The sequence below is a fragment of the Kurthia sp. Dielmo genome, from assembly GCF_000307285.2.
Classification (GTDB): Bacteria; Bacillota; Bacilli; order Bacillales_A; family Planococcaceae; genus Kurthia; species Kurthia populi.
On the sequence record NZ_HE578957.1, the window covers coordinates 598,362 to 611,197 of the forward strand.

A 12,836-nucleotide genomic window follows, 5' to 3' on the forward strand; every position below is an offset into this window, starting at 1 on the left:
TTCTTTTGTTTTTATAGCGCCATTGCTGGACCAAAAAATTCAAAATGAATATTTTCTTTTGACATACCTAATGCTGTTAAGTGTTGAATCATCGCTTCCATGAAGCCAACTGGACCACATAAGTATACTTCGCCAGTTAAATCAACTTGTGCAGCTAAGAAGTCTTGGTCGATATGGCCTGATGCTGCTGTTGTTACAGGAACGTATGTCGCATTTTTACTTGGGAATGCAATGCCTAATAATTCGCGTTCGAATGGGTGTAATGGAATATGAGATGCACTATGAATGAATTTCACTTTTGCATCATTTTCTTTTACTGCAGCTTGATACATTGCTACAAGTGGTGTAGCACCAACACCTGCTGCTAAAAATGTTACAGGTGTTCCTTTTGCTGTATTGTAAATGAAATCACCTGCTGGTACAGATACCATTAATTCATCACCCACATTTAAGTTTGCGTGTAAGTAATTTGAGACGACGCCAGCTGGTGTAGCTTGTTTTTCAGCTTTTACAGAAATACGGTATTCTTGACCGTTATACGCTTGTGATAATGAATATTGGCGGTTGTGTGTATATGGATGCCCCGGAATATTTACTTGTACAGAGATGTATTGACCTGGCAAATATTCTGGTAATGCCGCGCCATCTGCTGGTACTAAGTAAAATGATGTAATTAATTCATTTTCCACCACTTTTTTCGTTACTTTAAATGGTTTGAAGCCGCGATAGCCACCATCTTTTTGCTCTGCCTCTTGATATAAGACCTCTTCTGTTTGAATGAATGCATCTGCGATTACCCCATATGCTTCGCCCCATGCGCCTAAGATTTCATCCGTTGCGGCATCACCTAAAACTTCTTTAATTGCTGCAAGTAAAAATTGTCCAACGATTGGATAATGTTCCGGTAAAATTCCTAATGAGCGGTGTTTTTGGCCGATTTGATGAACAACTGGTAGGATCGCTTCTAAGTTTTCAATATTGACTGCTGCAGCATAAACTGTATTTGCTAAAGCTGTTTGTTGACGCCCTTTTGATTGATTTGTATGGTTGAAAATATTTAATAGTTCAGGATGTGCTTCAAATAAATTTTTATAAAATGTTTTTGTAATAGTAACACCATGTACTTCTAATACTGGAGCAGTTGATTTAATAACGTTCATTGTTTGTTGTGATAACATGTTCGACACGTCCTCTCTTCTTTTAACACCTTTAATATACTCCGCTAAAATTTTAAAAGCAATATATAAAATACATCTTTAACAGAAAAGACATATTTTAAATACATCTTTAAATACAAGACTCTTTTTCATTGCTCTGTTATACTATTTATGAATAGGTGGTGAATCAAGTGCGATTAACATTGTACACAGACTATTCATTGCGAGTTCTTTTATTTCTTGGTGCTAAGGAGCCTGACGCTTTATCAACAATTAAAGAAATTTCAGATGCGTATGGTATTTCAAAAAACCATTTAATGAAAGTATCGCATGAGCTTGGTAAGATGGGCTATGTCGAAACGATTCGAGGTCGTGGCGGTGGTATTCGTCTTGCAAAACGCCCAGAAGAAATTGGAATAGGCGAAGTCGTCCGTCAAACAGAGGAAGATTTCTATTTAGTCGATTGTTTTAATCCCGAATCAATCGGGTGCGTAATCTCTCCAGTCTGTAATTTAAAAGGTGCTTTAAATAAGGCACTTCACGCATATATAACGGTACTTGACGAATATAAGCTAAGCGATTTTCTTCATAATAAACAAGAAATTGCCGCATTATTATTCAATGAGTAAATGAAAGGACTTAAGCCATGTGCTTAAGTCTTTTTTTACGCAAAAAAAGACACAATCCTAAGATTGCGTCTTTTAAAGAAGCATCGGTGCTTCTAATTATTTAGCTAATTGAGCTTTTGCAGCTTCAGCTAATTGAGCGAATGCAGCAGCATCAGATACTGCTAATTCAGCTAACATTTTACGGTTAACGTCGATGTTAGCAAGTTTTAAACCGTGCATTAAACGGCTGTAAGATAAACCGTTGATGCGTGCAGCTGCGTTGATACGAGTGATCCATAATTTACGGAAATCACGTTTCTTTTGACGACGGTCACGGTATGCATATTGACCTGACTTCATTACTGCTTGGTTAGCTACTTTGTATAATGTGTGTTTAGAACCAAAGTAACCTTTAGCTAATTTTAAAACTTTTTTGCGACGTGCGCGTGTTACTGTACCGCCTTTTACGCGTGGCATACTAATTACCTCCTGCTATTCATCTCTATGTAAGATGAATATTCTATATTTTTTATGTTGTTTGAACGATCTAAATGATTATTTGTAAGCTAATAAAGATTTGATGCGTTTGTAGTCGCCTGCTGATACGATACCAGCTTTACGTAGGTGACGTTTTTGTTTTGTAGATTTGTTTGCGAATAAGTGGCTTCCGTAAGCACGGTCAAATTTTAATTTACCGCTACCAGTTTTTTTGAAACGTTTAGCAGCGCCACGGTGAGTTTTCATTTTTGGCATTTCGAATTCCTCCTAAGCTTGTTCAACTAAAAAGTTATTTTTTTCGTTCTTAGGTTGTAATACTAAGAACATGCTGCGACCTTCCATTTTCGCACGTTGTTCAACGGTTGCTACTTCTTTACAGTCTTCAGCGAAACGGTCTAATACACGTTGACCGATTTCTTTGTGCGTAATTGCACGACCTTTAAAGCGAATAGACGCTTTAACTTTGTCTCCCTTTTCAAGGAATTTAATCCCGTTACGTAATTTTGTTTGATAATCGTGTTCATCGATAGTAGGACTTAAACGTACTTCTTTTAATACGATTACTTTTTGGTTTTTACGTACTTCGCGATCTTTCTTTTGTTGTTCGAATTTGAACTTACCATGGTCCATAATACGAGCAACCGGTGGCTTAGCTTGTGGAGCCACAAGGACTAAATCCAAGTTTGCACGTTCTGCAATTTTCAAAGCATCATTACGTGTTTTAACTCCTAGCTGTTCACCATTTTGGTCGATAACACGAAGTTCACGGGCACGGATACCGTCGTTTACATACATGTCTTTGCTAATGATAATCCACCTCCAAGTAGTGTCGCGAATACAGTGTTTGGGCTTGATTGCCCGAAAATCGGTCGGTATTTCGATGTCCACAAAAAAAGGCGGACATAGTCGAAATTCGAAATGTCCGCCCGCAATATATATGTTCATGCGAAATGCGCATGTGCGATTTGTTTTCATAACCCGCTCGTACTAATTAAAGACGAGAACTAGGTGAGAAGCGGGCAGCCTCTTCTTAACCTCAAACTATTGTATTCATTAACCTCACTTATATTATCACATAGAAAAAGGGGTGTCAAACTTATTTTCAATAAGAGTTTCACATCCCTCTTTTTCTACTATTTAATAACTAATCGTTTCCCCGCTACTAAATGATTGGTATTCGCTAAGCCGCTTCTAGCTGCAATGGTACGTTCTGGCACACCATATTTCACCGCAATACTCGATAATGTCTCACCAGCACGAACTGTATGTGTAATACGGCCTGATGTTGAAGTAGATTTCACCTTGTAGCTTACTTTCGTTGTTTTCACTTGCTTTGTATCATAACGTGTTAAGCCATATTGTGCAATAATAGCATTTAATTTCGAGCTATAATAACGATCTGTTGCATAAACCCCTTGTAGTGCACGCGTTGCTTGGCGGTAGTTTGATGTATTTGATACCCAAGCGCCGCTTAAGTGGCTGCCTTGCATCACTTTCGTGTAATCAACCATTGATGCCCATTTAGATGGATATGAACGGAAATGATCTTTAATTGTTACGAGCTTCTTCCCTTTTTGTTCCTGTGTTTTAAGCACAATTGATTTACCGCCATAACTACCTTTGACACCAAATAAATTATTTGCTGATTGCGTTAGTCCACTCGTACCGTAATTACTTTCTAAAGCCATTTGCGCAATCATAACAGATGGATATAAATTCATTTGATTCGCAAGTGTTTGGGCACTGCCAGCATATGTATAAACAAAATCTGATTTATAATCTGCATGCGCGTCCATTACTCCCGCCGATAATATTCCTGTAAAAGCCACAGCGGCAGCGGCTCGTTTCCACATTTTTTTCATAAAATCCCTCTTTCAATTAAATTCTGTACTTTATCTATATCCTTCTACATTCCTCTATTTTCACAAAAATATGCACAAACAAACCATAAATCATACATTTGTATTATTTTTTATGTAAATGTTACAAATGACATCAAAAAAAGCAGAAAAAATTGCATAAAAGAAAGAGGCTTTGAGATATATGTAAAAACAACCGCTTCTATGAGCATAAAAAAACCGGAATCGCGCTGGGGCGCGGTTCCGGTTTTTCGTTGCCAATGCTAAAAAGAAAAATGACGTGTTTTGTCACAGTCTCTTTTTATAAAATTTAGCGATTTGCTTCTGCCACTAATTTTTCTAAGAACTCAGCAAACGCTACTGTTTCAGAATCTTTAGAGCCATATTTACGTACGTTTACGCTGTCAGATTCTACTTCTTTATCCCCTAGTACTAACATGTACGGAATTTTTTTCATTTGTGCTTCACGGATTTTATAACCAAGTTTTTCTTCACGGTAATCCATTTCTACGCGAATACCAGCAGCTTGAAGTTGTTCTTCTACTTTTTTCGCGTAGTCGAAGTGAACGTCATTTGATACTGGGATTACTTGAACTTGTACAGGAGCTAACCAAGTTGGGAATGCACCTTTGTATTCTTCGATTAAGAAGGCTACGAAACGTTCCATTGTTGATACAACACCACGGTGAATAACAACTGGACGGTGTAATTCACCATCTTTACCTACATAGCCAAGGTCGAAGCGTTCTGGTAATAAGAAATCAAGTTGTACTGTAGATAATGTTTCTTGTTTACCAATAGCAGTTTTTACTTGAACGTCTAATTTTGGACCATAGAACGCTGCTTCGCCTTCAGCTTCATAGTAATCTAAGCCAAGGTCATCCATTGCTTCTTTTAACATGCTTTGTGCTTTTTCCCACATCGCATCGTCATCGAAGTATTTTTCAGTATCCTGAGGGTCACGGTAAGATAAACGGAATTCGTAGTCATTTAAATCAAAGTCTTTATAAACAGCTAAGATTAATTCAACTACTTTTTTGAATTCTTCTTTAATTTGATCCGGACGTACGAAAAGGTGGGCATCGTTTAAAGTCATCCCACGTACACGTTGTAACCCTGAGACAGCACCTGACATTTCATAACGGTGCATCATACCAAGCTCTGCGATACGAAGTGGTAAGTCACGGTATGAGCGCATTGCTGATTTGTATACCATCATATGGTGAGGGCAGTTCATTGGACGTAATACTAATGTTTCGTTATCCATTTCCATTGGTGGGAACATATCTTCTTGGTAGTGATCCCAGTGACCAGAAGTTACGTATAAATCTTTAGAGCCCATTACTGGAGTGTAAACATGTTTGTAGCCTAGTGAAACTTCTTTATCAACGATGTAGCGTTCAATTGTACGACGGATTGTTGCGCCGTTTGGTAACCATAATGGTAAACCTTGACCTACTAATTTATTTGTAGTGAATAATTCTAATTCTTTACCTAGTTTACGGTGGTCACGTTCTTTTGCTTCTTCAAGCATTTGAAGATGTGCTTTTAAATCTTTTTTATCGAAGAATGCAGTACCGTATACACGTTGTAACATTTTGTTTTTAGAATCTCCGCGCCAGTATGCACCTGCTACTGATAATAATTTGAATTCTTTAATTTTACCTGTTGATGGTACGTGGATACCGCGGCAAAGGTCGAAGAATTCGCCTTGTGAATAGATTGATACTTGTTCGTCTTCAGGAATTGCTTCAAGAAGTTCTAATTTATATTCATCATCAATTTCTTCAAATTTCGCTTGTGCGTCTGCACGAGATACGTCATGACGTACGATATCTAAGTTTTCTGCAACGATGCGTTTCATTTCTTTTTCAATTGCCGGGAAATCTTCCGCAGTAATTGGTGTTTCAGAATCAACATCATAGTAGAAACCATTTTCAATTGTTGGTCCGATACCTAATTTAATGCCAGGATATAGACGTTTTAATGCTTGCGCTAAAAGGTGCGCAGTTGAGTGACGCATAACATCAAGTGATTCGTCATCTTGCTGTGTTAAGATGGCGATTGTACCGTCTTTTTCAAGTGGTGTTTTTGTATCAACTAGTTCTCCGTTGAATTTACCAACAAGTGCTTTTTTGCGTAATCCTGGGCTAATTGCCGCTGCTACTGCATCTGTAGTGATCCCTTTTTCAAACTCTTTTACAGAGCCATCAGGGAATGTTAAGTTAATCATGTCTGCCATTTTAAAATTCTCTCCTTTGGTATGTTTCGAGCGCTCTAGGCCACAAGCTGGAGATTTTTTGCATAAAAAAAATCCCGTCCGCAAAGGGACGAGATGTATACTCGTGGTTCCACCCTTCTTCCTTCCATGTACCCACTAGTGGCGTACAAAGACGAAGCTCTCGATCGGCTAACGGGCCGCTACCGTCGACAATTACTCATACTTCACTGCCGCTGCTCCAAGGTGGTAAATCATTTGCCGTACTAAGAAGCTCGCACCTAATACTTCTCTCTCTGAAAGTCGTACAAATCATTGTTGTCCTTTTCGTTGCATTTATTCATTTTATGAAACAAATTATATACGTTTTTTTATAAAACTTCAAGAGGTGATGATTAAAAGCTACGACGATTTTCACCTGTCATATCAACAGATTTTGTAATTGTGCGAATACGCTCCATAATTCGGCCTGCTTTGACAGGGTCAATATCCCCTTTTGTTCGTGCCAAATGCTGCTCAAGCTCTTCATAATTTAAATTCGATGAAATAAATGTAGGCAGGCTCTCCGCCATACGATAATGGAGAATCGTTCCCAAAATTTCATCACGCGTCCACGCTGTTAATGTTTCCGCACCTAAATCATCTAGCATTAAAACAGGTGCTTTTTTAACGAAATCAATCTTTTCTTCTAACGAATTTTCACCAATTGCACTTTTTAGCTCACGTAAAAATTCTGGCACATACACTAAAATCGTACGTACTTGCATCGATGCAAGCTCATTTGCAATCGCTGCTAGCACAAAGGATTTTCCGACACCAAAACTCCCGTGTAAATAAAGACCAATATGTGGCAAATGCTCCGGATCTTTTTTCGTTTGGCTAATAAAGGCCATTGCTTCTTTATACGCATTAAGACGCTGTTCACTATCGACTTTAATATCTTCAAGTGTCGCCTTCATTACTTCACGAGGCATGTGCATACTCGAAATCATTGAAGCCGTTTTACGACGGTCATCCTCTATGCGTTTCGTCTCACATGGTACATACTCTAAATCGATATTGCCACGTTCTACAATTAGTTGCGGTACAAGGCCATTAATTGGATTTTTACACAGCGCCACCGACTCGCATTGACTACAGTCATGTTGTTGTGATGTGTATTCAAATAACTTATTCATACCACGTTCTATTGTTGTTTTTGATAACTGATGTTGCTGAATAAACGCCTGAATCGCTGGATGTGCCAACACACCTTGTTGCATCTTCGCTAAACGTTCTTCAAATGCGCCATCCATTTTCTTTTGGATTTGATTTTTTATCGGTTCCACGGCGTTCACCTACCCTTCATCAAGGCCGAGTTCTTCTAATATTTTCCGACGTTCCGCCTCAAAATCTTTTTCGGTCGTTTGTTCAGATTGTTCTTCCACATGTTTTTTATGCTGACCATCTTTAAACCAGCCCGGTAGTTTTGTTTCATCTACTTGTGGTTGTTTCGTATAGGATGTTTTATAATATTTCGTTGATTTTGATTGCTGGTACGCCTTTGCATAATCAAGTGCTGCTTCAGCAGTCGCAATATTTTCCTTACGCCAGCTCCCTGCAATGGCCTCTAAGAAATTCAGATTAATTGAATTCGTGCTCACAAAATAAGCGTAATGAATCAATGCATTAAACACTTCTTGCGGCATATCAAATGATTCCAACGCTTTTTGAATCACTTTTACATCATTAGAAAATGGTTCTTTACCGTCATTCAACATTTGAAGGAAGGTCATGGGCTCTGTTTGCTCGAAAAGCTCAATCGTTTTTGTTTTCAATTCCGTTTCTGAATACGCACCATCTTTTGCCACTTCGATTTGATAAAAAGCGCCCGCCGCTGCACGTAGCACTTTATATTGCTCATGCATCGCATCACTTGCTACTAATGTCTTCGGCTCTTCCTTCACTTGCTTTTTATGCTCAAAGTCACGTGCCATCTTCATCGCTTCTTCTGCTGTTTCAGCACCTGAGTAGCGCCAAGCACTCGCGATTGCATGCATATAATTTTTATTCAAGCGACCATTATTTCGTAAGCACGTATAATGAATCAATACATTCACGACAGGCATTGGCATATCATACGACATAACTAATTCTTCTACTAACTCAATATCTTTTGGAAAAGGTGGTCTATCTCCTGCAAGCGCACTTAGCGTTTCAATTGGTGACAATGCATTGAAGTTTTCAATCACGCCATCCTTTTTCGTCTTACTTTCTTTTTGTGGCTCTTCAGTTTGTATCTTTTCTTCCACCTTCACAAATTTTTTCATTGTCGGTGGCTCTGTAGAAATCGTCATCTTATAATAGCTGGATGCTGATTTTTTTAATTTTGCTTCATTAATGTGCATCGTTTCATCTAAAGCCATCATAATAATTTGCTGCATATCTTTCGGTGATAAATGATATAAAAAGGCCGTTTTTGCAATTAGCACTTTCATTTCTGGTGTCAAAACAGACTGCGGCACTAATTGCTCTGACAATCCTTGACGTAGTGCCTCAAAGTCAAAATCATGTGTATCAAATGGGATGTCTTTTGGCTTCTCTACACCTGTAGACATTTGCAAGTCATTTGGTGGCATATGTTGCTGCACCGGCTGATAGACATCCATAAATGAGCGCGACACATCACTATAACCTGCCGTTGTCGACCCTTTCACAATAAAGCGCTGTCTTAATAAACGATACGCATGCTCCCCAATCTTGCTATATAAAAACATCGATAAAATAGGGTCATCAAAAAATAATTTCGCATCAAGCGGTGGCATGACATCATAAATAAAGGATCGCATCGTATCTTCCTCACGACGCCAGCTACGTAATAATCCTATCGCTTCTAATGCAATACGTGATTCAAACACTTGTGCAATCGGCATATCAAGCGCATTCATTAAATGATAATGTGACAGATTTGTTTCGATCATATCCTCACCCTCAGCCCATAGCATAAAATATAAGCTAACAGCATCGGGACCGATTAATGGTTGATAAAGTAATGTAATTAATTTTCGTTCATAGCTTGATAATGGGAAAGGAATACGAATCGACAGTCGGTCTACTGGCTGTAATTCTCGATATAAATTTACCACTGTAATGCGCCTCCTTATTGCCCTTGTTTCCTATTCATCATTCGATTGCTCTTTTTCCTTCGTTTGCTTTTCCAGCAAATCACGCATTTCCTCCAAGAACACCGAAATATCTTTAAATTGACGATAAACAGATGCAAAACGCACATAAGATACCTCATCAATTTTTGCAAGGCGCTCCATAACCATTTCCCCAACATCTTCTGATTTTACTTCTGCATTACCTTGTCGTCGTAATTCTTTTTCAATATTAAAAACAATTTCTTCGAGTACAGACAATGCAACCGGGCGCTTCTCACACGCGCGAATTAACCCTCGTAGCACTTTTTCATGGCTAAATTCTTCACGAGAACCATCTTTTTTCACAACGATCAATGGCATTTCTTCTACTTTTTCAAATGTTGTAAAACGGAAGCCACATGATTCGCATTCACGACGGCGGCGAATTGCCTTGTTGTCATCTACAGGGCGACTATCAATTACTTTTGTTCCGTTATATTGACACGTTGGACATCTCATAGTTTTCTACTCTCCTGATATATATCTTATAGTTTACTTATTATATCAAAAAACCACATTAAAAATCGAATAGATGTCGTTATTTCTAAAGAAAAGCCTGACTTTCTTATGTTTTAAAACATAAAAAGACCGAGTGGCATTCTCGGTCTTTTTCAATACATATGAATTAGGATTTTTTTAGGGTTTAAATTAAGCGTTAACTGCTGTTGCTAAACCAGCGATTACTTTTTTCGTTAAATCAACAACACGTGAAGAATAACCCCACTCATTGTCATACCATGCAAGTACTTTTACCTTTTTATCGCCCATAACCATGGTTGTTAGGCCATCAATTGTTGCTGAGGCAGGATTTGTGTTGAAGTCGCTTGATACAAGTGGCTCTTCTGTGTAATCTAAGATACCTTTTAATGCGCCTTGAGAAGCTTTCTTGAATGCATTATTTACTTGTTCAACCGTTACTGTTTCATTTAAATCAACAACTAAATCTACTAATGACACATTCGGTGTTGGAACGCGTAAAGCCATACCATGTAATTTACCTTGTAATTCCGGTAATACAAGTGTTAATGCTTTTGCAGCGCCTGTAGAAGTTGGAATGATTGATTCTGCGCAAGAACGTGCACGACGTAAATCTTTATGTGGGTTATCGATATTTTTTTGATCATTTGTGTATGAGTGCACAGTTGTCATTAAACCGTTGTCGATACCAAATGTGTCATTTAAGACTTTTGCTACTGGCGCTAAGCAGTTTGTTGTGCATGATGCATTTGAAATGACATCATGTTTTGATAAATCTAATTTATCATCATTTACACCCATCACAATTGTTACGTCTTCATTTTTACCAGGTGCTGTTAAGATTACTTTTTTTGCACCGGCTTCTAAATGCTGTGCAGCTTTTGAACGTTCATTGAATTTACCAGTTGCTTCGATCACGATATCTACGTTCATTTCTTTCCAAGGTAATAAAAGTGGGTTACGCTCAGCTACTAATTGTATGCGCTTACCATTTACAACTAAGAAATCTTCACCGGCTTCAACAGAACCATCGAAACGACCATGTGTCGTGTCATATTTAATTAAGTGAGCTAAAGTTTCTGAAGGATAGCTAGCATTGATTGCTACAATATTTAAATCCTCTGCCATAGCCTTTCTAAATACCATACGACCGATGCGGCCAAATCCGTTAATCGCAATTGAAACTGTCATTATATAAATCCTCCTATGTGGTTGTGTTTGAATTGAACATCTTATTTGCAATTAGTATAGCACATTAAACGAAAAGGAAAACCTTTTTTCACTTAAATTTTAAAGATTTTATTTTCTGACAATTTAACAAACAAAAAAACAAGAGCTTTTTACAGCTCTTGTAGAACACCCCATTTTTTTAAAATATAATGTAATTGTTCTTTTGTTGATGCAACCGAATCATTGTTATAAATAACCGCATCTGCTCCTTTTTCTTTTACTGAAATCGGCAGTTGTGAGCTAATGCGTGCGCGTGCCTCTTGCTCGGTTAAATCATTTCGAGCCATCAAGCGTTTTAATTGATTTTCCTCTGAAACAGAAACGACAAGAATATTCTCGACATAACTTTGAAGACCACTTTCAAACAATAATGGAATATCCATAACAACGTGTGGATGCCCGTCAGACAAGTGTTTGTCGCGTTGTCGAAGCATTTCTTTTCGAATCGCCGGATGAATAATCTCATTCAATTGTTTTCGCTTTGTTGGGTCATGAAAAATCAAATCTCCTACTTTTTTACGATTCATATGGCCATCTTCTAAAATGACATCGTCGCCAAACTGAGCCGCAATTTGCTGTAATGTTTCACGACCTGGTTCGACTACAACACGTGCTACTTTATCCGCATCAACGATTGGAATCTTTAAATCCTCAAACATTTTTGCGACCGTACTTTTTCCACTTGCAATACTTCCTGTTAAACCGATAATCATTTTTCTTCCCCCTAGCGTTGACAGTTTGGACAATAAAAGGAGTTTCGTCCAGCGATAATTTGTTGCTCTGTATTAGTATGACACATTGGGCATTTTTTCATCCCATACATTTGCAAATGGTGTTGCATGCCTCCTGCTTCACCGTTAATATTTCGATAATCTGAGATAGAAGAGCCACCAAATGCGATGCTTTCTGTCAAAACTGCAAAAATTTCTTGAAATAACTGTCGTAATTGGGCTTTATCTATTTGGGACACTTTTCGTCCCGGATGTATTTTTGTTCTAAATAGTGCTTCGGTTGCGTAGATATTCCCACAGCCGCTTACGACTTGTCCGTCCATAATAACAGCTTTGATGGCTTTATTATTGTACTTTCTCTGCGTACATTTTTCTAGAAAATAATCCATTGCAACGTCGTCAAACGGTTCAGGTGCCATTGCAAGTAGCGGCGGATAATCCGCAACTTCTCGCAATAAGCGTAATTCGCCAAAGCGACGAATATCCGCATAAATTAACCATTCTTCCGCTGCTAACTGCCACATCACATGCATATGCTTGTGAAATTTCCCTTCTGTCACATCATCCGGATGTGCAACATGAAACCATGCTCCTGACATCCCTAAATGATTGACGATTAATTGTTGCCCGCCGTTTTTCGACATCGTAAAGAAAATATATTTTGCATGTCGTTCAATATGTTCAATCGTCATTCCTTCTACTGCTGCAATAAATGCTTCTGGTGTTTGGCCTTTAATAATTGCTTCTTTTCCAGCCGCTTTTGATGCGTAAATAACCGGAGACACGATGACACGTTGAATTGTTTTATGTTCAACAGCTGGTTTCAGCATACGAACAACACCTTCTACTTCTGGTAATTCAGGCAAAATCTCTCCT

The 12,836-nt window shown here is 38.3% G+C and carries 13 protein-coding genes and 1 other annotated feature; of the genes, 1 reads left to right on the plus strand and 12 read right to left on the minus strand.

What is annotated here, in order from left to right:
- Positions 1 to 11 precede the first annotated feature (11 nt).
- Positions 12 to 1,178, minus strand: a complete 1,167-nt coding sequence (gene hmpA / locus KTHG_RS07860) for an NO-inducible flavohemoprotein (protein ID WP_139992601.1) — start codon at positions 1,176 to 1,178, stop codon at positions 12 to 14.
- Positions 1,179 to 1,348: 170 nt separating this feature from the next.
- Here hmpA and KTHG_RS07865 point away from each other — a divergent pair, with 170 nt between their 5' ends.
- Positions 1,349 to 1,786 carry an Rrf2 family transcriptional regulator gene (locus tag KTHG_RS07865; RefSeq protein WP_126989237.1) on the plus strand — a complete coding sequence of 146 codons (438 nt, stop codon included), beginning with the start codon at positions 1,349 to 1,351 and terminating at the stop codon, positions 1,784 to 1,786.
- A gap of 96 nt (positions 1,787 to 1,882) precedes the next feature.
- Here KTHG_RS07865 and rplT read toward each other — a convergent pair whose 3' ends face one another.
- From rplT to mutM, 11 genes are all read right to left on the minus strand, one after another.
- Positions 1,883 to 2,242, minus strand: coding sequence for a 50S ribosomal protein L20 (gene rplT, locus KTHG_RS07870; protein WP_126989236.1), 360 nt, complete (start codon positions 2,240 to 2,242; stop codon positions 1,883 to 1,885).
- A 78-nt stretch (positions 2,243 to 2,320) separates the two neighbouring features.
- Positions 2,321 to 2,518, minus strand: coding sequence for a 50S ribosomal protein L35 (gene rpmI / locus KTHG_RS07875; RefSeq protein WP_010288254.1), 198 nt, complete (start codon positions 2,516 to 2,518; stop codon positions 2,321 to 2,323).
- 12 nt (positions 2,519 to 2,530) lie between these two features.
- Positions 2,531 to 3,058 carry a translation initiation factor IF-3 gene (gene infC / locus KTHG_RS07880; RefSeq protein WP_139992603.1) on the minus strand — a complete coding sequence of 176 codons (528 nt, stop codon included), beginning with the start codon at positions 3,056 to 3,058 and terminating at the stop codon, positions 2,531 to 2,533.
- Between the two features lie 338 nt (positions 3,059 to 3,396).
- On the minus strand, positions 3,397 to 4,125 hold the full coding sequence (locus tag KTHG_RS07885) for a glucosaminidase domain-containing protein (protein ID WP_139992605.1): 729 nt from the start codon (positions 4,123 to 4,125) through the stop codon (positions 3,397 to 3,399).
- Positions 4,126 to 4,432: 307 nt separating this feature from the next.
- Complete coding sequence (gene thrS, locus KTHG_RS07890) at positions 4,433 to 6,364, minus strand: threonine--tRNA ligase (RefSeq protein ID WP_139992607.1); 1,932 nt, start codon at positions 6,362 to 6,364, stop codon at positions 4,433 to 4,435.
- Positions 6,365 to 6,445: 81 nt separating this feature from the next.
- Positions 6,446 to 6,680, minus strand: a binding site (T-box leader).
- A 55-nt stretch (positions 6,681 to 6,735) separates the two neighbouring features.
- The gene (gene dnaI / locus KTHG_RS07895) at positions 6,736 to 7,668 is read right to left on the minus strand and encodes a primosomal protein DnaI (RefSeq protein ID WP_126989232.1); all 933 of its coding nucleotides are present in this window, start codon (positions 7,666 to 7,668) and stop codon (positions 6,736 to 6,738) included.
- A 9-nt stretch (positions 7,669 to 7,677) separates the two neighbouring features.
- Positions 7,678 to 9,465 carry a DnaD domain protein gene (locus KTHG_RS07900; RefSeq protein ID WP_126989231.1) on the minus strand — a complete coding sequence of 596 codons (1,788 nt, stop codon included), beginning with the start codon at positions 9,463 to 9,465 and terminating at the stop codon, positions 7,678 to 7,680.
- A gap of 30 nt (positions 9,466 to 9,495) precedes the next feature.
- Positions 9,496 to 9,981 (minus strand): transcriptional regulator NrdR, encoded by a 486-nt coding sequence (nrdR, locus tag KTHG_RS07905; RefSeq protein ID WP_126989230.1) that lies wholly within the window; start codon positions 9,979 to 9,981, stop codon positions 9,496 to 9,498.
- Positions 9,982 to 10,170: 189 nt separating this feature from the next.
- Positions 10,171 to 11,190 carry a glyceraldehyde-3-phosphate dehydrogenase gene (locus KTHG_RS07910; RefSeq protein WP_126989229.1) on the minus strand — a complete coding sequence of 340 codons (1,020 nt, stop codon included), beginning with the start codon at positions 11,188 to 11,190 and terminating at the stop codon, positions 10,171 to 10,173.
- 149 nt (positions 11,191 to 11,339) lie between these two features.
- Positions 11,340 to 11,942 carry a dephospho-CoA kinase gene (gene coaE / locus KTHG_RS07915; RefSeq protein ID WP_126989228.1) on the minus strand — a complete coding sequence of 201 codons (603 nt, stop codon included), beginning with the start codon at positions 11,940 to 11,942 and terminating at the stop codon, positions 11,340 to 11,342.
- An 11-nt stretch (positions 11,943 to 11,953) separates the two neighbouring features.
- Entirely contained in the window at positions 11,954 to 12,826 is an 873-nt protein-coding gene (gene mutM, locus KTHG_RS07920) for a bifunctional DNA-formamidopyrimidine glycosylase/DNA-(apurinic or apyrimidinic site) lyase (protein ID WP_139992609.1), read from the minus strand.
- Positions 12,827 to 12,836 lie beyond the last annotated feature (10 nt).

Coding starts and splice junctions, on each gene's coding strand:
- hmpA (WP_139992601.1), bottom strand. CDS start 1,178: ATGTTATCACAACAAACAATGAACGTTATTAAATCAACTGCTCCAGTA.
- rplT (WP_126989236.1), bottom strand. CDS start 2,242: ATGCCACGCGTAAAAGGCGGTACAGTAACACGCGCACGTCGCAAAAAA.
- rpmI (WP_010288254.1), bottom strand. CDS start 2,518: ATGCCAAAAATGAAAACTCACCGTGGCGCTGCTAAACGTTTCAAAAAA.
- infC (WP_139992603.1), bottom strand. CDS start 3,058: ATGTATGTAAACGACGGTATCCGTGCCCGTGAACTTCGTGTTATCGAC.
- KTHG_RS07885 (WP_139992605.1), bottom strand. CDS start 4,125: ATGAAAAAAATGTGGAAACGAGCCGCTGCCGCTGTGGCTTTTACAGGA.
- thrS (WP_139992607.1), bottom strand. CDS start 6,364: ATGGCAGACATGATTAACTTAACATTCCCTGATGGCTCTGTAAAAGAG.
- nrdR (WP_126989230.1), bottom strand. CDS start 9,981: ATGAGATGTCCAACGTGTCAATATAACGGAACAAAAGTAATTGATAGT.
- KTHG_RS07910 (WP_126989229.1), bottom strand. CDS start 11,190: ATGACAGTTTCAATTGCGATTAACGGATTTGGCCGCATCGGTCGTATG.
- coaE (WP_126989228.1), bottom strand. CDS start 11,942: ATGATTATCGGTTTAACAGGAAGTATTGCAAGTGGAAAAAGTACGGTC.